The sequence below is a fragment of the Mycobacterium sp. SMC-4 genome, assembly GCF_025263265.1.
Classification (GTDB): domain Bacteria; phylum Actinomycetota; class Actinomycetes; order Mycobacteriales; family Mycobacteriaceae; genus Mycobacterium.
Map to the genome: position 1 here is coordinate 4,819,897 of NZ_CP079869.1, position 21,985 is coordinate 4,841,881.

Below are 21,985 nucleotides of genomic sequence, written 5' to 3' on the forward strand. Positions count from 1 at the left end.
CCGTACGAGCCACACCCGGCCTCAGCCCAGGATCAACCCCGAAGTCGGCACGCCGGTACCGGCCGTGACCAGCACGTGCTCGACGTCGGGGACCTGGTTGACCGAGGTCCCGCGCAGCTGGCGCACGCCCTCGGCGATGCCGTTCATGCCATGGATGTAGGCCTCGCCGAGCTGACCGCCGTGGGTGTTGATCGGCAGTCGTCCACCGAGCTCGATGGCACCACCGGCGATGAAATCCTTGGCTTCACCTTTGCCGCAGAAGCCCAGTTCCTCGAGCTGAATCAAGGTGTAGGGGGTGAAGTGGTCATAGAGGATCGCCGTCTGGATGTCGTCGGGCGACAAGCCGCTCTGCGCCCAGAGTTGACGGCCCACCAGCCCTATCTCGGGCAGCCCGAGTTCCTCGCGGTAGTAGGAGTACATGGTGAACTGGTCCGCGCCGGCTGCCTGCGCAGCGGCCTCGATGACCGCCGGCCGGTGCTTGAGGTCTTTGGCCCGCTCGGGTGTGGTCACCACAATGGCGACACCACCGTCGGTTTCCTGGCAGCAGTCCAGCAGCCGCAGCGGTTCGGCGATCCATCGCGAATTCTGATGGTCTTCGATGGTGATGGGCTTGCCGTAGAAGTGCGCCTTGGGATTGTTGGCGGCGTGTTTGCGGTCGGCGACCGAGACCGCGCCGAAATCAGCGCTGGTTGCGCCGTATTCATGCATGTAGCGCTGGGCGATCATCGCCACCGACGCCGCCGGGGTACTCAGCCCGTGCGGGTAGGACCAGCTGTATTCGACGCCGCGGGAGTCCGCGTTGACCGTCAGACCGGTCATCACCTGGCCGAACCGGTGTTCAGAGCGTTCGTTGAACGCCCGGTAGGCCACCACCACCTCGGCCACACCGGTTGCCACGGCGAGCGCCGCCTGCTGCACGGTGGCCGCCGCGGCCCCTCCGCCGTATCCGATCTGGCTGAAGAATGTCAGCTCGCCGATGCCGGTAGAACGTGCGACCGCGGTTTCCAGATTTGAGTCCATGGTGAACGTCACCAAGCCGTCGACGTCGCCAGGTTCGAGTCCGGCGTCGTCGAGCGCATCGAGCACTGCCTCGGCGGCCAGCCGCAGCTCGCTGCGGCCCGAGTTCTTCGAGAAGTCGGTCGCGCCGATACCGGCGATCGCCGCCTTACCGGACAGCCCGGTCATGCCTGCGCTCCCAACGTCATTGTCGCCGTGGCGATCACATGGTTCCCGAGACTGTTGGCTCCCACCACCTTCACGGTGGCCACCCCGTCGTCGACCGCGGTGACCTCCCCGGTGAAGGTGATGGTGTCGTAGGCGTACCACGGCACGCCCAGCCGCAACCCGATCGACCTGATCCGGGCGGTCGGCCCCGCCCAGTCGGTCAGGTAACGCTGCACCAGACCGGTGTCGGTGAGGATGTTGACGAAGATGTCCTTGGAGCCTTTGGCCTGCGCCTTGTCCCGGTCGTGATGGACATCTTGGTAGTCGCGTGTCGCGATGGCCGTAGAGACGATGAACGTCGGGTCGCCGTGGATTTTCAGCTCGGGCAGCACGGCGCCGACCTCCAGGACGGGGGCGCTCATCGGACCGCCTCCCACGCATAGAGGGTCCACGCCGGGCTGATGTCGCTGTCGGGGAAGTCGATGTACGTTGCGCGCACCGCCATTCCGATCCGCACATCGCTCGGGTCGACGCCGCGCAGCTCACCGAGCATCCGCACCCCTTCCTCCAGTTCCACCAGGGCGATCACGAACGGCAGACTACGGCCGGGCACCTTCGGTGCGTGGTGTACGACGTAGCTGTACACCGTGCCCGCCCCGGAGGCCACCACGTAGTCGATCGGCGCATCCTTGCCCTGCCAGACCGCGGGCACCGGAGGGTGCTGCAACGAGCCGTCGGGACGCCGCTGGATCCGCAACTCGTGACTGTTGACACCGTCCCAGAAGAACTGGGTGTCTTTGGACGACGCGGGCCGCATGAGCTTGTCCGGGTCGAGATCCTCGGGCACCGCGGGCCTGTCGTCGGCGCGCGGTCTGAACTTCATGATGCGCCAGTTCATCTCGGCGACGGTCTCGTCACCGTCGGCGCCGTTGGGCACCGTCCACGTGATCAGCTGGTTGATGAAGAAACCCTCACCGAGTGCAGTCTGCTTGGGCCCGACCACGTCGTTGATCTCAGCGTGGACCGTGAGCACCTCCCCGGGCTGCAGATACCGGTGGTAGGTCTGCTCACAGTTGGTCGCGACCACGCCGACGTAACCCGCGTCGTCGAACAGCGCCATCATCTTCGACAGCGGGTCATCGTCCGCGCGACCTTGGCCGAGCCCGCCCATGGTCCACACCTGGATCATCGCCGGCGGCGCCACCACTCCGGGATGCCCGGCGGCCTTCGCAGCCGCCTGGTCCACATAGATCGGGTTCTTGTCACCGATGGCATCGACCCAGTGGTGAATCATCGGCTGGTTCACCGGATCCCGCGCAGTGCGGGGCTCACTGCGGCCGGCGGACTTGATCCGGTCGATACCCGGCTGCAGGTCCGTCACCGGGGAACCCTCGGCACCTTCAGACCCGACGCCGCGATCATCTCCCGCATCACCTCATTGACCCCGCCGCCGAATGTGATGACGAGATTGCGTTTGGTCACCTTGTCCAGCCAGTCGAGCAGGCGAGCGGTGTGCGGATCCGCCGGGTTGCCGTAACGACCCACCAGTTCCTCGGCCAGTCGGCCCACCTCTTGAATGCGTTCGGTCGAGAAGACCTTGGTGGCAGCAGCATCGGCGACCGCGATGGTCTCTCCGGACGCCGCCACCTGCCAGTTGAGCAGTTCGTTGATCCGCCAGATCGCCTTGATCTGCCCGAGCAGGCGCCGAGCGGGCTCTTCTTTGAGCGGGACCACACCGTCGGAGCCGGCGGTAGCGGCCCATTCGTACACCTCGTCGAAGATCCCGGCGATCTTGCCGGCGGGGCCGAGCCCGACGCGCTCGTGGTTGAGCTGCGTCGTGATCAGCTTCCAACCCCCGTTCTCCTCACCGACGAGCATGTCGGCGGGCACCCGCACGTCGTTGTAGTAGGACGCGTTGGTGTGATGGGCGCCGTCGGACAGGATGATCGGCGTCCAGGAGTAGCCGGGGTCCTTGGTGTCGACGATCAGGATCGAGATGCCCTTGTGCTTGGCAGCCTCCGGGTCGGTGCGGCAGGCCAGCCAGATGTAGTCGGCGTCATGGGCGCCGGTGGTCCACATCTTCTGCCCGTTGACGATGTACTCATCGCCCTGGCGAATCGCCGTCGTACGCAACGATGCCAGGTCGGTACCCGCCTCGGGCTCGGAATAGCCGATCGCGAAGTGGACGTCCCCGGAGAGGATGCCGGGCAGGAACTTCTTCTTCTGCTCCTCGGTGCCGTGCACCTGCAACGTGGGTCCGACTGTCTGCAGCGTCACCATCGGCAGCGGTACGTCGGCGCGGTTGGCTTCGTTGACGAAGATCTGCTGTTCGATCGGGCCGAAACCCAGCCCGCCGAACTCCTTCGGCCAGCCCACCCCGAGCTTGCCGTCGCTGCCCATCCGCTTGATCACCGCGCGGTAGGCCTCGTTGTGCCGATCGCTCTCCATCGCCGCCGCCTCTTCAGGCGTGATCAGCGTGGAGAAGTATTCTCGCAGCTCGGATTGCAGCTTGCGTTGTTCGGGCGTCAGTTCGATGTACATCTAAACTCCCACCAGATCCAGACGGTACGACGGACCGCCGAGCTGGCGGGTCAGATCCTTGATCGACGAGTAGTAGCGGTCCATGGGATAGGTGATGTCCATTCCCATGCCGCCGTGCAGGTGATGGCACAGTCGCATCGCCGGCGGCGCCTGGGAGGTCAGCCAGTACCCCAGGATCGCGAGATCGTCAGCGGCGTCGAGCCCCTCGGCAAGTCGCCATACCACCGAGTTCGCCGCCAGATCGATGGTCCGCGAGGCGATGTAGACCTCCGAGAGCTGCGCGGCAACGGTCTGGAACGTCGACAGCGGACGACCGAACTGCTCCCGGGTGGCGACGTAGTCGGCGGTCAGCCGCAGCGCACCGGCGACCAGACCGGCGGCGAATGCTCCGACCGCGGCCAGCGCCAGCTGGTTCACCCGGCTGGGCTGCGCATCGGTGAGCACGTCACCGTCCTCGACGGCGACATCGGCGAAGGTCACGACCGCTTCCTCGCCACCGTTGGCCGAGGGGGTGTTCGCGACGGTCACACCCTGCGCGCCACCGGGCACCATGACGACGCCGCTGTCGGTCGTGACGAGCAGCCAATCCGCCTGTGCGGCATAGCCGACGGCAATCTTGGTTCCGTTGAGTCTGCCCGCGGCGAAGGTCACACCGGGCTGCTCGGGCAGCGCGGCACCGGGCTCACTGAGCGCCAGCGTCAGCACCGAACCCTTGGCCACCCCGGCCAGGTAACGATCCTGCTGCGCATCGGAGGCCAGGTCCAGCACCACCGCTGTCGCAGCGAGAGTGACCAGCGCCGGACTGACCGTGCCGTGGCGGCCGATCTCGGTCAGCGCGGTCGCGATCTCGGCGAGGCCCACGCCGTCACCGCCGAGCCGCTCTGGCACCGCAAGCGCTGGGACGCCACCGGAAACCAGTGCCGCCCAGGTGTTGTCTCGCTCGAGCACGGACGTCACCACGTCGGCGACGGCCTGCTGCCCCTCGTCTGGACTAAAATCCACCCGACTCCTCCTTGAGCCTTCGTTGCGATCAGAGCGTCACTGCGAGACGGGACAACCCTTACCGGTGTAATCCACTTGCCAGTGCTTGATCCCGTTGAGCCAGCCCGACTTCAGCCGCTCGGGCTCGCCGATCGGCTTGAGATCGGGCAGGTGGTCGGCGACGGCGTTGAAGATCAGGTTGATGGTCATCTTCGCCAGGTTCGCGCCGATGCAGTAATGCGCACCGGTCCCGCCGAAACCGACGTGCGGGTTGGGATTGCGCATGACGTCGAATTGGTGCGGGTTCTCGAAGACCTCTTCGTCGAAGTTGGCCGAGCGGTAGGACATCACCACCCGCTCCCCCTTCTTGATCTTCACTCCACTGAGCTCGGTGTCCTCCAGCGCGGTGCGCTGGAACGCCGACACCGGAGTGGCCCACCGGACGATCTCGTCAGCGGCGGTGTCCGGTCGCTCCTTCTTGTAGAGCTCCCACTGATCGGGGTTCTGGGAGAAGGCGATCATGCCGTGGGTGATCGAGTTGCGGGTGGTCTCGTTGCCGGCCACCGCGAGCATGATCACGAAGAAGCCGAACTCGTCGTCGGAGAGCTTCTCGCCGTCGATGTCGGCCTCGATCAGCTTGGTCACGATGTCCTCGGTGGGGTTCTTGGCCCGTTCCTCGGCCATCTGCATCGCGTACTGAATCAGCTCGAACGATGACATCGCGGGATCGACATCGGCGTACTCCGGATCCTCTCCGGCGGTCATCTCGTTGGACCACCGGAAGATCTTGTCGCGATCGTCCTGCGGCACACCGAGCAGCTCGGCGATCGCCTGCAGCGGCAGTTCGCACGAAACCTGTTCGACGAAGTCCCCGCTGCCCTCGGCCTTGGCGGTCTCGGCGATCTTCTGTGCGCGGGAGCGCAATTCGTCTTCGAGCCGTCCGACCGCGCGCGGGGTGAACCCCCGCGAGATGATCTTGCGCAGACGGGTGTGCTGGGGCGCGTCCATGTTCAACAGGACGGCTTTCTGCAGGTCGATGGCGTCGCGGGTCATGTCTTGCGGCCAGACCGGGATCGCGCCGTCGGGCGAGCTGCCGAAGATGTCGTTGCGCTTGGACACCTCCTTGACGTCGGCATGCTTGGTGACGAGCCAGTACCCCTTGTCACCGAAGCCACCCGTGCCTCCGGGCACATCGACCCAGTGGATAGGCTCGGACTTACGCAGTTCGGCAAGTTCTTCGACGGGAAGACGCTCGAGGTTCAGAGTCGCGTCGAGGAAGTCAAAGTCGGGGCTGATCGGACATGAGTTCGGGCCGGGCATAGAAAAGCACTCCTCAATTGCAACGTGTTCTAGTGCCAGTAAAACATGCCTCCACCGCAGATGAAAGGCACGACGGCATCACTGCTTGTCAGACTAATGAAACGTGTTCTAGCCTGACGCAATGGGTAACCCTGTCATCGTCGAAGCCACCCGCAGCCCCATCGGCAAGCGCAACGGATGGTTGTCCGGTCTGCACGCCACCGAGTTGCTCGGCGCGGTGCAGAAGGCGCTCGTGGACAAGGCCGGCATCGAAGCAGATCTCATCGAGCAGGTCATCGGCGGCTGCGTCACGCAGTACGGCGAGCAGTCCAACAACATCACCCGGGTCAGCTGGCTGACCGCGGGCCTGCCCGAGCAGGTCGGCGCCACCACGATCGACTGCCAGTGCGGCAGCGCCCAGCAGGCCAACCACCTGGTCGCCGGCCTGATCGCCACCGGGGCCATCGACGTCGGCATCGCCTGCGGGATCGAGGCGATGAGCCGCGTCGGCCTCGGTGCCAACGCCGGACCGGACCGCGGACTGATCCGCGCCGCGTCGTGGGACATCGACATGCCCAACCAGTTCGAAGCCGCCGAGCGCATCGCCAAGCGGCGCGGCATCACCCGCGAGGACGTCGACCGGTTCGGCTTCGAGTCGCAGCGCAAGGCCAAGCAGGCGTGGGCCGAGGGGCGCTTCGACCGCGAGATCTCCCCGATCACCGCCCCGGTCCTCGACGAGAACAAGCAGCCCACCTCGGACCTCGCGCCCGTGACCCGCGACCAGGGCCTGCGGGACACCACGATGGAATCGCTGGCCGGACTCAAGCCGGTGATGGACGGCGGGATCCACACCGCCGGCACGTCGTCGCAGATCTCCGACGGCGCCGCGGCGGTGCTGTGGATGGACGAGGACAAGGCACGAGCGCTCGGTCTCAAGCCCCGAGCCCGCATCGTAAGCCAGGCCAACGTCGGCGCCGAGCCGTACTACCACCTCGACGGCCCGGTCCAGTCGACGCAGAAGGTGCTGGACAAGGCCGGAATGAAGCTCGGTGACATCGACCTGGTCGAGATCAACGAGGCCTTCGCCTCCGTCGTGCTGTCATGGGCTCGGGTGCACGAGGCCGATATGGACAAGGTCAACGTCAACGGCGGCGCCATCGCGCTGGGGCACCCGGTGGGCAGCACCGGCGCCCGCCTCATCACCACGGCGTTGCACGAGCTCGAGCGCACCGACAGGTCCACCGCACTGATCACCATGTGCGCCGGCGGCGCGCTGTCGACCGGAACGATCATCGAGCGCATCTGATGATCTCGGACGCGGACCGCATCGCCGCGGCCCAGGCGTACATCTCTGCGCTGGCCTCACACCAGGCCGACGCGGTGCCCTTCGCCCCCGGTTGCACCCGCACCGAGCTCGGTATCAAGACCGGGTTCTCCGGAAATCATCTGCGCCGCAGCCTCAACCGCGGACTCCAGTACCGGGTGATCGAATCGGTCTCGACCCCGGAGTTCACCGTCGACGGTGACACCGTGCGGGCCCGGTTCGAGCTGTCCACCAAACCCTCACTGGCAGGTCGGCGGGTGGGAGCGCGGGTCGACGAAACGTTTCTCATCCCGGCCGAAGAGCCGGCCGGGCGGGCCCAGATCCACCGCATCACCGCCTCCATCCGACCGTTTTTGACCAGATAGGTGCACGCCATGGCCGAACCCCCGCGTCCGCTGAGCCCCAAACAGGTCGAGAGTCTCAATTCCAAGCCGGTCGGCATCGGCATCAAATGGATGTCGCGAATCAACACCTGGGTCTACAAGGCCACCGGTGGACGGATCGGGTACAACTGGCGTCTGGGATCCAACGCGTTCTCCGCACCGCCTCCGGTCGGAATCCTGACCACGATCGGCCGCAAATCCGGTCAAGCCCGGGAGAGCCCGCTGCTGTTTCTGCGCGAGGGTGATCGCATCATCCTGGTCGCCTCGCAGGGCGGACGTGCCACCAATCCGATGTGGTACCTGAACATCAAGGCCAATCCGACGGTGACATTCCAGATCAAGAGCGAGAAGTTGGCGCTGTCCGCCCGCGAGGCCACCGACGCCGAGCGCGACGAGTACTGGCCGAAGCTCGACGCGATGTACCCGGACTTCGCCAACTACCGCTCCTACACCGAGCGCAAGATCCCGATCCTGATCTGCGACCCCGCCTGATCAGGCGCCGTAGACCGGCACGGGGGTGCGGGCCTTGGCCAGCAGATCCGAGACCACCGGTCCCAGTTCGGCGGGATCCCATTTGGCGGCCTTGTCGATCTGAGGCCCGTGCGCCCAGCCTTCTGCGACTCGGATCTTGCCGCCCTCGACCTCGAACACCTGGCCGGTCACCTCGCGCGACTCGACACTGCCCAGCCACACCACCAACGGGGAGACGTTTTCCGGCGCCATCGCGTCGAAATCCTGGCCCTGCGTGGCCATCATGTCGGCGAACACGGTCTCGGTCATACGAGTGCGTGCCGAGGGGGCGATGGCATTGACGGTGACGCCGTAGCGCCCCATCTCTGCCGCCGCGACCAGGGTCAGCGCAGCGATTCCAGCCTTGGCGGCGCTGTAGTTGGCCTGGCCGACGCTACCTTGCAGTCCCGCACCGGAACTGGTGTTGATGATGCGGGCGTCGACGGTCTCACCTGCCTTGGACTTCGCGCGCCAATAGGCGGCGGCATGCTTCATGGTGGCGAAGTGGCCCTTCAGATGCACCGCCGTGACGGCGTCGAACTCTTCTTCGCTGGTGTTGGCGAACATCCGGTCACGCACGATGCCGGCGTTGTTGACCAGGACATCGAGCCCACCGAAGTTGTCAACGGCGGTCTGGATCAGCCCCTCGGCCTGCGCCCAGTCCGAGACGTTGGCCCCGCTGGTGACGGCTTCACCTCCGGCGGAGACGATCTCGTCGACGACGCTCTGCGCGGCGCTGCCACCGCCGGCCGGTGAGCCGTCCAGACCCACTCCGATGTCGTTGACCACCACCCGTGCGCCTTCGGCGGCAAAGGCCAACGCGTGGGCGCGCCCGATTCCGCCGCCGGCACCTGTCACGATCACCACTCGGCCGTCAAGCAATCCCATGGGGTTGTCTCCTCAATCTATTTGATGTCCGCTGTGGTCGTCGAAAGGTAGTGCGGCGGCTCGCCGCCGCCGTGCACCTCCAGTGAGGCGCCGCTGATGTAGGTTGCCGCATCGGATGCGAGAAATGCTGCGGCCCAGCCGATGTCGGCGGGTTTGGCCAACCGGCCCAGCGGGACGTTGCGCGAGATCGCGGCGATCGAGTCGGCGTCACCGTAGAACAGCTCGGATTGTTCTGTCTCGACCATGCCGACCACCACGGAGTTGACCCGCACTTTCGGGGCCCATTCCACCGCCAGCGTGGTCGTCATGCTTTCCATCCCGGCTTTGGCCGCTCCATAGGCTGCGGTGCCCGGAGTCGGACGCCGTCCGCTCACGCTGGTGATGTTGATGATCGAGCCACCGGTATCCTGACCCTGCATAACGGCATTTGCGTGCTGCGAAACCGACAGCGCGCCCAGCAGATTCAACGCCACGATCTTCGTGCTGAACTTCGCCGAGGCCTCGGCGGCCGGCACGTACGGCGAGCCACCGGCGTTGTTCACCACCACGTCGAGACGACCGTGGTCGGCTGCGACGCCGTCGACCAGAGCCTTGACCGCGTCGTCGTCACGGATGTCGCAGGCACGGAACTCGTAGGGCAGGCCCTCGACCGGCCGGCGTGCGCAGGTCACGACCGTGGCGCCCTGATCGCTGAAGACCTTGCTGATGCCGGCGCCGACGCCGCGAACCCCACCGGTGACGAGGACGACACGGCCGGTCAGACCCAGTTTGATCGCGCTATCGAGGGCGTCAGTCACTGTGCTAGCGTACCAAGCAAGTGCTTGCTTAGGTAGCCACCCCCTCAGGAGTCCGCATGACCATCAGCACCAAGACCGTCGAGCCCGGCATCGTCTCGGTCACCGTCGACTATCCGCCCGTCAACGCCATTCCCTCGCGCGGCTGGTTCGAACTCGCCGACGCGATCACCGCCGCGGGCCGCGACATGGCCACCCACGTCGTCGTGTTGCGCGCCGAGGGTCGCGGATTCAACGCCGGCGTGGACATCAAGGAGATGCAGAACACCGAAGGCTTCACCGCGCTCATCGACGCCAATCGTGGCTGTTACGAGGCATTCCGGGCGGTCTACGAGTGCGCGGTCCCGGTGGTCGCGGCCGTCAACGGGTTCTGCGTCGGTGGTGGGATCGGGTTGGCGGGCAACTCCGATGTCATCGTCGCCTCCGACGATGCGAAGTTCGGCCTGCCCGAAGTCGAGCGGGGCGCGCTCGGCGCAGCCACCCATCTATCGCGGCTGGTGCCGCAGCATCTGATGCGCCGGCTGTTCTTCACCGCCGCCACCGTCGATGCGGCCACGCTGCATCACTTCGGGTCGGTGCACGAGGTGGTACCGCGGGCCGATCTCGACGAGGCAGCGCTACGGGTGGCCCGCGACATCGCCACCAAGGACACCCGGGTGATCCGCGCGGCCAAGGAGGCACTGAACTTCATCGACATCCAGCCCGTCACGGCGAGATACCGGATGGAACAGGGTTTCACCTTTGAGCTGAACCTGGCCGGTGTCTCCGACGAACACCGCGATGCCTTCGCAGGCACCAACAAGGGAACCAAATGAGCAATAAGACAACCACGCTCGACGAAGCCGTGGCCGGCATCCGCAGCGGGATGACGATCGGCATCGGTGGATGGGGTTCGCGGCGCAAGCCGATGGCCTTCGTGCGGGCGCTGCTGCGCACCGACGTCACCGATCTGACGGTGGTCACCTACGGCGGTCCCGACCTGGGCCTGCTGTGCTCGGCAGGCAAGGTCAAGCGGGTGTATTACGGCTTCGTGTCGCTGGATTCGCCGCCGTTCTATGATCCCTGGTTCGCCAAGGCCCGCACCTCGGGCAGCATCGAGGCCCGCGAGATGGACGAAGGCATGCTGCGATGCGGTCTGCAGGCCGCCGCCCAGCGGTTGCCTTTCCTGCCGATTCGCGCCGGACTTGGTAGTGACGTCCGCACGTTCTGGGGAGACGAGCTCAAGACCGTCACATCCCCGTATCCGACCGGGGACGGCTACGAGGAGCTCGTCGCGATGCCCGCGCTCAACCTGGACGCCGCGTTCGTGCACCTCAACCTCGGTGACAAGCAAGGCAACGCGGCCTACACCGGCATCGACCCGTACTTCGACGACCTCTATCTGATGGCTGCGCGACAACGCCACCTGTCGGTGGAGAAAGTGGTGTCGACCGAGGAATTGGTCAAAGCCGTTCCGCCGCAAGCACTGCTGGTCAACCGCATGATGGTCGACACGGTGGTCGAAGCGCCCAACGGGGCCCACTTCACCACCAACGAACCGGATTACCGGCGCGACGAGAAGTTCCAGCGCCACTACGCCGAGGCCGCCGGCTCAGAGGAGACCTGGGCGGAGTTCGTCGGGACGTATTTGTCCGGTGGCGAGGCCGAATACCAGGCCGCAGTGGCCCGATTCAAGGAGCAGCAGTCATGACGTCCCCCACCCGCGCAGAGGTGTGCGCCGTCGCGTGCGCCGAACTGTTCCGTGACGCCGGTGAGATCATGGTCAGCCCGATGACGACGATCGTGTCGGTCGGCGCGCGGCTGGCCCGGTTGACGTTCTCCCCCGACGTTCTGCTGACCGACGGCGAGGCGCGGCTGATTGCCGATACCCCGGCCATCGGGGCGCCGGCAGCCATCGAGGGCTGGATGCCTTTCGGCCGGGTGTTCGAGACGCTGAGCTGGGGCCGGCGGCATGTGGTGATGGGCGCCAACCAGATCGACCGGTACGGCAACCAGAACCTCTCGGCTTTCGGCCCACTGCAGCAGCCCACCCGGCAGATGTTCGGGGTGCGGGGCGCTCCGGGCAACACCATCAACCACATCACCAGTTACTGGGTGGGCAACCACTCCAAGCGGGTGTTCGGAGACGCCGTCGACGTCGTCTCCGGAATCGGCTGGGACAAGGTCGATCCGAAGAACCCGGCGTTTCGATTCGTCAACGTCTACCGCGTGGTGACCAACCTCGGAGTCTTCGACTTCAACGGCCCCGACCACCAGATGCGGGCCGTCTCGCTGCATCCCGGGGTGGAAGCCGCCCAGGTCACCGAGAACACCTCGTTTGAGGTGCATGGGCTCGGCGAGGCCGAAACCACCCGGCTGCCCTCCGACGAAGAGCTCACGCTGCTGCGCGAGCAGATCGATCCGAAGGCGCTGCGCGACAAAGAAGTCAAGGTTTAGCGATGGCCGTCCTGAAGACCGCCCTGACCGAGCTCGTCGGCATCGAACACCCGGTCGTGCAGACCGGTATGGGGTGGGTGGCCGGTGCACGTCTGGTCTCGGCCACCTCCAATGCCGGCGGACTGGGCATCCTCGCCTCGGCGACGATGACGCTCGACGAGCTGAAGGCCGCTGTCGCCAAGGTCAAAGCCACCACCGACAAGCCGTTCGGCATCAACATCCGCGCCGACGCCGGCGACGCGAACGATCGCGTCGACCTCCTGATCCGCGAAGGAGTCAAAGTCGCCTCCTTCGCCCTGGCCCCCAAGCCCGATCTGATCGCCAAGCTCAAAGAAGCCGGGGTGGTCGTGATCCCATCGGTCGGACTGGCCAAACACGCCAAGAAGGTCGCAGGCTGGGGCGCCGATGCGGTGATCGTCCAGGGCGGCGAAGGCGGTGGTCATACCGGGCCGATCGCCACCACACTGCTGCTGCCCTCGGTACTGGACGCGGTGGCCGACACCGGCATGCCGGTGATCGCGGCGGGGGGTTTCTTCGACGGCCGCGGGCTGGCAGCGGCGTTGTCCTACGGGGCTGCCGGGGTCGCCATGGGCACCCGGTTCCTGCTGACGGCTGATTCCACCGTCCCCGATGCAGTCAAGCGGCGGTACCTGCAGGCCGCGCTGGACGGCACGGTGGTGTCGACCCGGGTCGACGGCATGCCGCACCGGGTGCTTCGCACCGGGCTGGTGGAGAAGCTGGAGAGCGGTTCTCCGGTGAAGGGCTTCGCGGCCGCAGTGGTCAATGCCCAGAAATTCAAGAAGATGTCCGGGATGACCTGGAGATCGATGGTCACCGACGGACTGGCGATGCGCCACGGCAAGGACCTGACGTGGTCGCAAGTGCTGATGGCGGCCAACACCCCGATGCTGCTCAAGGCCGGCCTGGTCGAGGGCAATACCGAGGCCGGCGTGCTGGCGTCGGGCCAGGTGGCCGGCATCATCGAGGATCTCCCGTCGTGCGCGGAGCTGGTGCCCGCCATAGTCGCCGAGGCCGTCGAACATCTGCAGAGGGCATCGCAGGCCATCAGTGAGTGAAGACTCTAGCTTCTTCTTCCTGGTTGACAGTTTCGCCAGCTGGCTGGTCGCCATGGCCGGTCTGACGCTTGCGCTGAACTGATCGCGCCGATTCGCCTCGGCCGGTGCACCGGCTTCCTACACTCGGCTCGATGAAGACCAACGCGGCGATTCTGTGGGAGTACGGGGGCGACTGGACGGTCGAGGAGATCGATCTTGATCCGCCCGCCGACGGCGAGGTGCTGGTGTCCTGGGAGGCCACCGGCCTGTGCCATTCCGATGAACACATCCGCACCGGCGACCTGCCGGCGCCGCTACCGCTGATCGGTGGCCACGAAGGCGCCGGCGTGATCCGCGAGGTGGGCCCGGGCGTCGTCGGCCTGGCGCCCGGCGACCACGTCGTGGCGTCGTTCCTTCCGGCCTGCGGCCGGTGCCGGTTCTGCTCGACCGGGCACCAGAACCTGTGCGACCTGGGCGCGCTGATCATGGCCGGCACCCAGGTCGACGGCACCTACCGGCGCCGGGCGCGCGGCCAGAACGTCGGCGCGATGGCATTCGTCGGGACGTTCTCGCAGTACGGCACCGTGCCCGAAGCATCCATCGTCAAGATCGACGACGACATCCCGTTGTCCCGGGCCTGCCTGCTGGGGTGTGGCGTCACGACAGGATGGGGGTCGGCGGTCAACACCGCCGACGTGTCTCCCGGTGACACCGTCGTCGTCATCGGACTGGGCGGGATCGGAAGCGGGGCGATCCAGGGGGCCCGGCTGGCCGGCGCGGAGAAGATCGTTGTCGTCGAACCAGTGGAAGCCAAGCGCGAGTTGGCCTTCCGATTCGGCGCCACCCACTTCGCCACATCGATGGAAGAAGCCACTGCACTGGTGGCCGACCTCACCCGCGGAGTGATGGCCGATTCGGCGATCCTGACGGTCGGTCTGCTCGAGGGCTCGATGCTCGAGGAAGCGGCCAACATCATCCGTAAGGGTGGCGCCGTCGTGATGACCGCGCTGTCGACGATGGCAGACAACCAGCCGACGCTGGGCATGATGATGTTCACGTTGTTCCAGAAGCGGCTGCTCGGCAGTCTCTACGGTGAGGCCAATCCGCGCGCCGATATCCCGCGCCTGCTGTCGCTCTACCGCGAGGGCAGGCTGCTGCTCGACGAGACCGTCACCCACGAATACAAGCTTGCCGAGGTCAACGAGGGCTACGAAGACATGCGAAATGGTCGCAACATTCGCGGAGTGGTCCTGCACGACCACTGAGTCACGGCCGGAACAAGATTCCGTCGTCGGAGGCAGCCTTCATCAGCTGCGGAATCGTCAAGGTGCCGTACCCGGTGTGGATGGGTCCCCGCGCGGTGCCCACGAACGGCGTGATGCCGGGGTCCGGGACGACGTCGAGGTGGTAGGCCTGCACGCTCGGCAGATGGTACTGCAGGAAATTCAACGCGAAATCGATCAGGAAGATCACGTTGCCGATCAGACCGCTGCCCCACAGAGCCGAGGCGTTGTACAGCGGTGTCATCGCGCCGGGGTCACCGATCATCACGATTGGACCGAAGTGCGGCTTACGGCCCCCGCCCGGTTGATAGCCCGGGATGAACGGCTGCAGGCCGGGCAAATCGGTCGACAGAAACGGCGCAGGGCTGCCGTAGGTTCCGACATTGACGAACATCGAGTCGACACCGTTGCCGGGGACCCGAGTGCTCATACCGGGCGCCTCGAATCCGATACCGGCCAAACCAGTCTGCTGCGCGACGTACTGCGCCTTCCAACCTCCCAGCGAGTGGCCGGTGACGAAGATGTCGTCGAAGGTGTAGCCCTGAAGTGCCGCGGCCGCCTGCACACGCCCGGCAAACCCCACGGCGGTATGGAAGGCCATCGGCGTGGTACGCGTGAAGATCACCTGCAGGTCGGCGAGCACCTGACCGATCGCGATGAGTGAGTTGAACAGCAGATGCGACCCGCCGGCGGTGCCCTGGAAAGCGATGATCAGCTGCCGCTCGGGAGTCACCCAGGTCTTGGCAACCATACCGGTGAACATATTGACCGCCGACAACTGAAATCCGTTGACGGTGAACGGAACCAAGTCTCCCGGGGTGGAACCGAGCACATAAGCGGCCGAGGATGCGTTGAGGAACTGGGCCACCGTCGGAGTGAGCCTGGTCGTCGGACCGGTGTAGGTCAACGTAGGCGCCGCCGGCTGCGGCGGTGGCACCCGGTGCAGTCCCAGCAAACGTTCGAACTCACGGAAGGCGGCGAAGAGAAGGTCGTTGATCGGTTGCAGGACGTTCGGTCTCGGCGGCCTGTTGGCCGACGAGGTCAAGTCGAAGAACTGAAACACCGCATTGGCCAGCCGGGCGGGCAGGGAGATCAGCTGGGCCAGCGGCGAAAGCGGTTGCGGTGCAGCGGCTTGTGATAACCCGACCGCCGCGGAGGTCGCCGCTTCGGGGGGTGCGTCCTCATCGGCGGCGGGGGTAGGCGACGTCGAAGCCTGGATCGTGGGCAGCCAGACTCGCGCGGTGCTCCCCTCGGTCGTCCGCGCCGGTCTATCCGATGGATCCGGTCGCACCGAGGAGCGCCTGACCGGACGGTGATCGAGCGTCGAGGACTCCGCCTCGGCGACAACATCATCGACGACCGCCGATGCGGGCGCATCGGCTCTCCGGGGCGCGTCGATTTCGTCTGGGTCCGGCAGGTCGGCTTCCGGCTCGACAACATCTGGCGGCGGCCCGGTGTCCTCGACGAGCGTGGGATCCGGCTGCAGCGAGGGTATCGATGTAGCCGACTCGGTGCGGCGCGCCCTTCGTTCGTCCGAACGGCCTCGATCCGCCGTCTGACTGGACTCCGTAGCGGTCCTCGGCGCGGTCGTCGAACCCGCATTTGCGGGGTCTGCCCGCGCCAGACCGCTGACCGGGGCCACCACGAGACCCACGCAGATCGCCGTTGCGGCGATACTGACGCCGACCGGCATGACCTTCCGACATTTCTTGGCCCGCACGGCATCTCCTATCTGGCGACTCGAGATGCCAGACAAGAATAACCACGGTGGTAGCCAACGCCCGGATTATTGCTTTACGGGCGTGTCAGTTTTCAATCAACCAACCAGGGCCGCCGTGCTGAAGGCTTGCGAAGTCCGCGCTGCTAGGTACTCGGGCCGTGGCTGCTCCGCTCGATACGGTGCAGTCAAACGGTTCTCGACTGAGTTGAACACCAGGAAGATGTTCGACCGCGGATAGGGCGTGATGTTCGAACCAGATCCGTGCATGATGTTGCAGTCGAACCACAGCGCCGTTCCTGCGGGTCCGGTCACCTGATCGATGCCGAACCGGTGTGCAGCGTCAGTCAGTGTGGCGCGGTCGGGCACCCCGATCTCCTGCTTGACCAATGACGACGTGTGGTTGTCCCGCGGCGTGGCACCGACGCAGGGGTAGAACACCTGGTGCGAACCGGGCATCACCATCAGCGAACCGTTGAACGAAAAGTTCTCGGTCAGCGCGATCGAGCAGGACACTGCACGCATCTCCGGCATACCGTCCTCGGCATGCCAGGTCTCGAAGTCGGAGTGCCAGTAGAAGCCGCTGCCGGTGAAGCCCGGCATCAGGTTGATGCGGGCCTGATGAAGGTAGACGTCGCTGCCCAGGAGTTGGCGCGCGATCGGCAACACCGTGTCGAGTGTGACGACCTCGGAGATCACCTCACTGAACAGGTGTGGCTCGAACACCGATCGGACACTGCCGCCGGGTTCGCGCACGATCCGAGGGTCATCGGAGTCCGCGCGAGCAGCGATCCGGTCGAGTTCGCACTGCAAGGTCGGCAACCACGTCGACTCGACGGCTTCAGGACACACCAGGTAACCGCACGTATCCATGGTGAGCAACTGGTTGTCGTTGAGTGGCCCGCTGCCCGGCGTGCCCCACACCGTCGGTTCTCTGCGGCTGATGGGCTCAATCCGGTGGTCGAGCCGGGTCGGATACGGGTCGGTGAACTCGCTGGAGGTCAATTGACTTGCACCGCCGCGGGGTAAGCGCCGTTCTCGTCGTGCACCTCCTGGCCGGTGACCGGAGGATTGAACACGCACAACATCCGCATCGTGGTGTCACAGGCGACACGGTGCCGCTCGTGGCCGTTGAGCAGATACATCGTGCCGGCACGCAGCGGGTAATCCTGGCCGGTCTCGAGGTCGGTCAAGGTACCGGTGCCCTCCACGACCCAGACGGCTTCCACATGATGCTGATAGTGAAACTCGCTCACCGAGTTCGCGTCGATCGTGGTCTCGTGGAAAGAGAATCCGACACCGTCGTCAGCGAGGATGATCCTCTTGGATCTCCAGTTCTTGGCGGCCACATCACGATCGGTGCCGGTGATCTCGTCCGTGGTGCGGACAATCACGTCTGCACCTCCTTTCGCTTACGTTGTTTGGCGCTGTCAGCTGACGGTAGCCGCAATCGCCTCGGCGAGGATATCGATACCGGAATCGAGCTCCTCTTCCGACGTGGTCAGCGGGGGCAGCAGCTTGATGACCTCGTCGGATGGGCCGCTGGTTTCCATCAGTACGCCGCGTTCGAACGCGGCCGAGCAGGCGGCTGCCGCCAGTGGCGCATCCTCGAACTTCAGGCCCTGGGCCATACCCCTGCCGCGTGAGCTGACACCGGGATACTGCGCGGCGATGCGATCGAGCCGTTCCCGGATCTGGCGGCCCTTGGCCAGCGTGTCCTCGACGAACGTCGCTGTTTCCCAGAATGTTTCGAGAGCAGCTGCGGCGGTGACGAATGCCGGGTTGTGGCCCCGGAAGGTCCCGTTGTGTTCGCCGGGTGCCCAGACGTCGAGCTCACGCCGGAACAGCGTCAGCGCCATAGGAAGTCCGTACCCGCTGATCGACTTCGACAGGGTGACGATGTCGGGAACGATGCCGGCCTCTTCGAAGCTGAAGAACGGACCCGTTCGCCCGCATCCCATCTGGACGTCATCGACGATCAACAGGATTTCGCGCCGCTGACAGAGTTCAGCCAAGCCACGTAACCACTCCACCCGTGCGACGTTCAGACCGCCTTCGCCCTGCACGGTTTCGACGATGACGGCCGCCGGTCGATTCAGACCGCTGCCGGAGTCGTCGAGCACCCGCTCGAACCAGTGGAAGTCCTCGGTGACGCCACCGAAGTAGTTGTCGTAGGGCATCGGTGTCGCGTGGACCAGCGGGATGCCCGCGCCGGCGCGCTTCATCGAATTGCCGGTGACCGACAGTGCGCCCAGCGTCATCCCGTGAAATGCGTTGGTGAAGCTGATGATCGATTCCCGACCGGTGACCTTGCGGGCAAGTTTGAGCGCTGCCTCCACCGAGTTGGCGCCGGTCGGTCCCGGGAACTGCACCTTGTAGTCCAAGTTGCGGGGCCGAAGGATCAGCCGCTCGAACGTTTCGAGGAAGTGTGTTTTCGCCTCGGTGGCCATGTCGAGCGAGTGCACGATCATGTCGTTGGACAGGTAATCGATCAGTGGCTTCTTCAGAATCGGGTTGTTGTGCCCGTAGTTCAGCGCGCCGGCCCCGGCAAAGAAGTCGAGGTAGCGGCGGCCCGACGCGTCGGTGATCCAGGACCCCCGGGCCGATGCCATGGTGGTCGGCCACCCTCGGCAATAACTGCGGACCTCGGACTCAACAGAGCTGTACACCTCCGGGAGGTCGGGTTCGTCGGGTCGCAGAATCGTTGCAGGCGTTGACATGTGTCCTTTCAGGTGGTGTCAGTCGGCTTTCGAGGTGGTGATCGGGCCGATACGCAGAAGAGGCTCGTCCGGATGTGCCAGGTCGGCATCCAGCTGCGCGGCAGTGAAGTGGGGTTCCTCGATCAGGGGAACTCCATGGCGGCGCGCGAACGCCCCGAAGAACGCCCGCGACGCGGTGTTGTCGGGGGCGACGGTGGCTTCCACCGTGACGGGATGACCGTGCCGATCATGGCGTACCCAGTCGACCAGGGCGTCGAGCATGACGCTGGCCAATCCGGTTCCCTGCGCGGATTGTGCGACGGCGACCTGCCAGACGAACAGAACCTCAGGCCGGGCCGGCGGGTGGTAGCCGGTGATCAAGCCACACAACTCACCATCGCGGTCGGCCACGATCGACGTGCCGGCAAAGTCAGTGGCCATCAACAAATAGGTATATGTCGAGTTGACGTCGAGCACCTCGGTGTCGACGACCAGACCACGCATCGCGATCGCATCGCTGGGTTTGGGCCTACGCAGAAAGCGCTGCCACGAATTGGCGCGCTGGACAGGGCTTTTGGTGGCTACTGTCCACGTTCGCGGCATCAGATCGGCGACCCGCGCATCACCATCGTCCACTTCAAGATCACCACCGAACAGAATTCCCGTGCATCATCAGTTACGTCATCGGTAGGGCGACCGTATTCGGGCAAACCCAGACAGCGCAAGGCGCTGCAGCGTCCGAGGCGCGGCTGAGCACAGCCCCCAAACCGCGCTCAACTGCGCACTCGGCAGGACAGGGGCACTCACAGCAACTTTTCAGGTTGTTACCGTTCCGTTACCAAATAGTCTCTTTGCTGTGACTCACATCACGCTTGACACGGCGCCGGATGAGCCCGTCACAACGGCAACACCGCCGCAACGTGTACGACACGGGATGACACACGTACTGACCGATCCTGAGCGCATGTCGGCACCTACGAAGAGTCAGCGCAAACGCGTGCACCCCGTTGACGAGGTCCTTCCGCTGCCCAAACTGGCCACCTACGGCTTCCAGCACGTCGTCGCGTTCTATGCCGGTGCGGTGCTGGTGCCGATTCTGATTGCCAATGCTCTCGGTCTGACCGGTGAAGAACTGGTCCTGCTGATCACCGCAGACCTTTTCACCTGCGGCATCGCTTCGATCATCCAGGCTGTCGGCTTCAAGAACGTCGGTGTCCGTCTTCCGCTGTTGCAGGGCGTGACATTCGCCGGAGTCGCTCCGATCATCGCGATCGGTCTGGCCCACGGTGGCGGGTCGGCGAGCCTGCTGTATGTCTATGGCGCGGTGATAGTCGCCGGCGTCTTCACCTTCCTGATCGCACCGGTGTTCGTCCGGCTTCTCAAGTTCTTTCCTCCGGTGGTCACCGGAACACTGATCACCATCATCGGGCTGTGCCTCATCCCGATCGGCGCATTGGACGCGGTGACCAATCCCGCGACACATGAACCCGAGCCGACGAATCTGCGATGGGTGCTCTACGCACTGGGCACCATCGCGGTGATCGTCGCGATCCAGCGGTTCTTCCGCGGCTTCATGTCAACCGTTGCGGTGCTGCTGGGCCTGGTGCTCGGATGCGCGGTCGCCTACGCGCTGGGTGACATGGATTTCGACCAGGTCGGTCAGGCGTCGATGTTCGGTTTCACCCCGCCATTCGTCTTCGGCATGCCCAAGTTCGACCTCTTGGCGATCATCGCGATGATTATCGTGATGATGATCATCGCGGTCGAGTCCACCGGCAGCACCATCGCCACCGGTGAGATCGTCGGGAAACGGGTCCGCCCCTCCGATATCGGGAATGTGCTGCGGGCCGATGGAGTCGCCACCGTGATCGGTGGCATCTTCAATTCGTTCCCCTACACCGCCTTCTCCGAGAACGTCGGCCTGGTTCGCCTCACCGGGGTGAAGAGCCGGTGGGTGGTCGCCGCAGCCGGAGTCATCATGATCCTGCTCGGCTTCCTGCCCAAAGTGGCCGCTGTGGTCGCGTCCATTCCGAGTCCGGTACTCGGAGGCGCGGCACTGACCTTGTTCGCGACGGTGGCCGTAGTCGGTATTCAGACGCTGGGCAAGGTCGACTTCACCGACCACCGCAACGTCATCATCGTGACGACCAGTCTGGCGCTCGCGCTGCTGGTCACCGGTTACCCGCAGATTCCGACGACGCTGCCCGCCGGTCTGGACATCCTGTTCGGTAGCGGAATCAGTACCGGAGCGATCACCGCGATAGGCCTGAACCTGCTGTTCTTCCATGTCGGCCGCAGCGGTCCCCGTGTTGCCGGCGGCGGGTCGATCACCCTCGATGAGGTCAACGCGATGACGCAGGAAAGGTTCACCGAGGTGTTCGGGCACGTCGTGCAAGGCGTCACCTGGGCTGCCGACCGCGCATTCGAACAGCGTCCGTTCGCTGATACCGCGGCACTGCGGGCGGCGTTCCAGGACGCGCTGCTGACCGGCACCTCAGAACAACAGAACCAACTGCTGGCCGCCTTCCCTGATCTGGGGTCAGAGGACGAGACCGGTCAGGCGTTGGCGGTCGACCATGTCGCGTTGAGCAACCTCGACCAGCAGGACCATCAGGACGTGGTCAACCTGGCGGCTGCCTATCGCGAGCACTTCGGCTTCCCGCTGATCATCTGCGCGCGCGAGACCGAGCGCTTCGACCGGGTGCTACGCAACGGCTGGGCCCGAATGGACAACCCCCCGGCCACCGAGCGGGCATACGCCCTCATCGAAGCCGCGAAGATCGCCAACTACCGGTTCAGTGACCTGGTCGCCGATGCCAATCCCATTGCGGCCGCGCGCTTCAGCAGGCTCAACGAACTTTCGTGAAAGCCATCGGTCTCGTAGGATTCAACGCTCTCTCCGATCGCCAGC

General features: G+C 65.3%; 22 protein-coding genes. 9 read left to right on the plus strand and 13 right to left on the minus strand.

Annotated elements, in window-relative coordinates; all coding sequences use genetic code 11:
- Positions 1 to 21: 21 nt before the first annotated feature.
- From KXD98_RS22970 to KXD98_RS22995, 6 genes are read right to left on the minus strand one after another with little or no spacing between them, the layout of a single operon-like run.
- Complete coding sequence (locus tag KXD98_RS22970) at positions 22 to 1,185, minus strand: lipid-transfer protein (protein ID WP_260760630.1); 1,164 nt, start codon at positions 1,183 to 1,185, stop codon at positions 22 to 24.
- Complete coding sequence (locus tag KXD98_RS22975) at positions 1,182 to 1,586, minus strand: MaoC family dehydratase (RefSeq protein WP_260760631.1); 405 nt, start codon at positions 1,584 to 1,586, stop codon at positions 1,182 to 1,184. Before KXD98_RS22975 ends, KXD98_RS22970 begins: the two co-directional genes overlap by 4 nt.
- Positions 1,583 to 2,545, minus strand: coding sequence for a bifunctional MaoC family dehydratase N-terminal/OB-fold nucleic acid binding domain-containing protein (locus KXD98_RS22980; protein WP_260760632.1), 963 nt, complete (start codon positions 2,543 to 2,545; stop codon positions 1,583 to 1,585). Before KXD98_RS22980 ends, KXD98_RS22975 begins: the two co-directional genes overlap by 4 nt.
- Entirely contained in the window at positions 2,542 to 3,705 is a 1,164-nt protein-coding gene (gene fadE29, locus KXD98_RS22985; RefSeq protein WP_260760633.1) for an acyl-CoA dehydrogenase FadE29, read from the minus strand. The genes KXD98_RS22980 and fadE29 overlap by 4 nt, the downstream gene beginning before the upstream one ends.
- Positions 3,706 to 4,707, minus strand: a complete 1,002-nt coding sequence (locus KXD98_RS22990; protein WP_260760635.1) for an acyl-CoA dehydrogenase family protein — start codon at positions 4,705 to 4,707, stop codon at positions 3,706 to 3,708.
- 36 nt (positions 4,708 to 4,743) lie between these two features.
- A complete protein-coding gene (locus tag KXD98_RS22995) occupies positions 4,744 to 6,006 on the minus strand; it encodes a cytochrome P450 (RefSeq protein WP_260760636.1) in 1,263 nt (420 codons plus the stop codon).
- Between the two features lie 121 nt (positions 6,007 to 6,127).
- Here KXD98_RS22995 and KXD98_RS23000 point away from each other — a divergent pair, with 121 nt between their 5' ends.
- The 3 genes from KXD98_RS23000 to KXD98_RS23010 are packed head-to-tail and all read left to right on the plus strand — an operon-like array spanning position 6,128 to position 8,184.
- Positions 6,128 to 7,291: a steroid 3-ketoacyl-CoA thiolase gene (locus tag KXD98_RS23000; RefSeq protein ID WP_260760637.1), complete on the plus strand. Its 1,164-nt coding sequence runs from the start codon at positions 6,128 to 6,130 to the stop codon at positions 7,289 to 7,291.
- A complete protein-coding gene (locus KXD98_RS23005) occupies positions 7,291 to 7,674 on the plus strand; it encodes a hypothetical protein (protein ID WP_260760638.1) in 384 nt (127 codons plus the stop codon). Before KXD98_RS23000 ends, KXD98_RS23005 begins: the two co-directional genes overlap by 1 nt.
- Before the next feature lie 9 nt (positions 7,675 to 7,683).
- Positions 7,684 to 8,184: a nitroreductase family deazaflavin-dependent oxidoreductase gene (locus tag KXD98_RS23010; RefSeq protein WP_260760639.1), complete on the plus strand. Its 501-nt coding sequence runs from the start codon at positions 7,684 to 7,686 to the stop codon at positions 8,182 to 8,184.
- Here the strand turns inward: KXD98_RS23010 and KXD98_RS23015 are convergent, their stop codons facing one another.
- Together KXD98_RS23015 and KXD98_RS23020 are read right to left on the minus strand one after the other, a co-directional pair.
- Complete coding sequence (locus KXD98_RS23015; protein ID WP_260760640.1) at positions 8,185 to 9,090, minus strand: SDR family oxidoreductase; 906 nt, start codon at positions 9,088 to 9,090, stop codon at positions 8,185 to 8,187.
- Between the two features lie 17 nt (positions 9,091 to 9,107).
- Complete coding sequence (locus KXD98_RS23020) at positions 9,108 to 9,887, minus strand: SDR family oxidoreductase (protein ID WP_260760641.1); 780 nt, start codon at positions 9,885 to 9,887, stop codon at positions 9,108 to 9,110.
- Between the two features lie 56 nt (positions 9,888 to 9,943).
- On the opposite strand from KXD98_RS23020, the gene echA20 reads away from it, so the two are divergent.
- The 5 genes from echA20 to KXD98_RS23045 all read left to right on the plus strand — a co-directional run bounded on the left by echA20 (position 9,944) and on the right by KXD98_RS23045 (position 14,640).
- The gene (echA20, locus tag KXD98_RS23025) at positions 9,944 to 10,699 is read left to right on the plus strand and encodes a (7aS)-7a-methyl-1,5-dioxo-2,3,5,6,7,7a-hexahydro-1H-indene-carboxyl-CoA hydrolase (protein WP_260760642.1); all 756 of its coding nucleotides are present in this window, start codon (positions 9,944 to 9,946) and stop codon (positions 10,697 to 10,699) included.
- Positions 10,696 to 11,574 carry a cholesterol ring-cleaving hydrolase subunit IpdA gene (ipdA, locus tag KXD98_RS23030; RefSeq protein WP_260760643.1) on the plus strand — a complete coding sequence of 293 codons (879 nt, stop codon included), beginning with the start codon at positions 10,696 to 10,698 and terminating at the stop codon, positions 11,572 to 11,574. Before echA20 ends, ipdA begins: the two co-directional genes overlap by 4 nt.
- Complete coding sequence (gene ipdB / locus KXD98_RS23035; protein ID WP_260760644.1) at positions 11,571 to 12,320, plus strand: cholesterol ring-cleaving hydrolase subunit IpdB; 750 nt, start codon at positions 11,571 to 11,573, stop codon at positions 12,318 to 12,320. The genes ipdA and ipdB overlap by 4 nt, the downstream gene beginning before the upstream one ends.
- A gap of 2 nt (positions 12,321 to 12,322) precedes the next feature.
- A complete protein-coding gene (gene ipdC, locus KXD98_RS23040) occupies positions 12,323 to 13,396 on the plus strand; it encodes a (3aS,4S,5R,7aS)-5-hydroxy-7a-methyl-1-oxo-octahydro-1H-indene-4-carboxyl-CoA dehydrogenase (protein ID WP_260760645.1) in 1,074 nt (357 codons plus the stop codon).
- Between the two features lie 131 nt (positions 13,397 to 13,527).
- Positions 13,528 to 14,640 carry an NDMA-dependent alcohol dehydrogenase gene (locus KXD98_RS23045; protein ID WP_260760646.1) on the plus strand — a complete coding sequence of 371 codons (1,113 nt, stop codon included), beginning with the start codon at positions 13,528 to 13,530 and terminating at the stop codon, positions 14,638 to 14,640.
- 1 nt (position 14,641) lies between these two features.
- Here KXD98_RS23045 and KXD98_RS23050 read toward each other — a convergent pair whose 3' ends face one another.
- The 5 genes from KXD98_RS23050 to ectA form a co-directional block, all read right to left on the minus strand.
- Positions 14,642 to 16,378, minus strand: coding sequence for a hypothetical protein (locus KXD98_RS23050; protein WP_396881886.1), 1,737 nt, complete (start codon positions 16,376 to 16,378; stop codon positions 14,642 to 14,644).
- Positions 16,379 to 16,474: 96 nt separating this feature from the next.
- Positions 16,475 to 17,380 carry an ectoine hydroxylase gene (thpD, locus tag KXD98_RS23055; protein WP_260760647.1) on the minus strand — a complete coding sequence of 302 codons (906 nt, stop codon included), beginning with the start codon at positions 17,378 to 17,380 and terminating at the stop codon, positions 16,475 to 16,477.
- The gene (locus tag KXD98_RS23060) at positions 17,377 to 17,769 is read right to left on the minus strand and encodes an ectoine synthase (protein WP_260760648.1); all 393 of its coding nucleotides are present in this window, start codon (positions 17,767 to 17,769) and stop codon (positions 17,377 to 17,379) included. Before KXD98_RS23060 ends, thpD begins: the two co-directional genes overlap by 4 nt.
- Positions 17,770 to 17,805: 36 nt before the next feature.
- Positions 17,806 to 19,095 (minus strand): diaminobutyrate--2-oxoglutarate transaminase, encoded by a 1,290-nt coding sequence (ectB, locus tag KXD98_RS23065; protein WP_260760649.1) that lies wholly within the window; start codon positions 19,093 to 19,095, stop codon positions 17,806 to 17,808.
- 18 nt (positions 19,096 to 19,113) lie between these two features.
- Entirely contained in the window at positions 19,114 to 19,677 is a 564-nt protein-coding gene (gene ectA, locus KXD98_RS23070; RefSeq protein WP_260765364.1) for a diaminobutyrate acetyltransferase, read from the minus strand.
- Positions 19,678 to 20,038: 361 nt separating this feature from the next.
- On the opposite strand from ectA, the gene KXD98_RS23075 reads away from it, so the two are divergent.
- Positions 20,039 to 21,940, plus strand: a complete 1,902-nt coding sequence (locus tag KXD98_RS23075) for a solute carrier family 23 protein (RefSeq protein WP_260760651.1) — start codon at positions 20,039 to 20,041, stop codon at positions 21,938 to 21,940.
- The last annotated feature ends 45 nt before the right edge of the window (positions 21,941 to 21,985 follow it).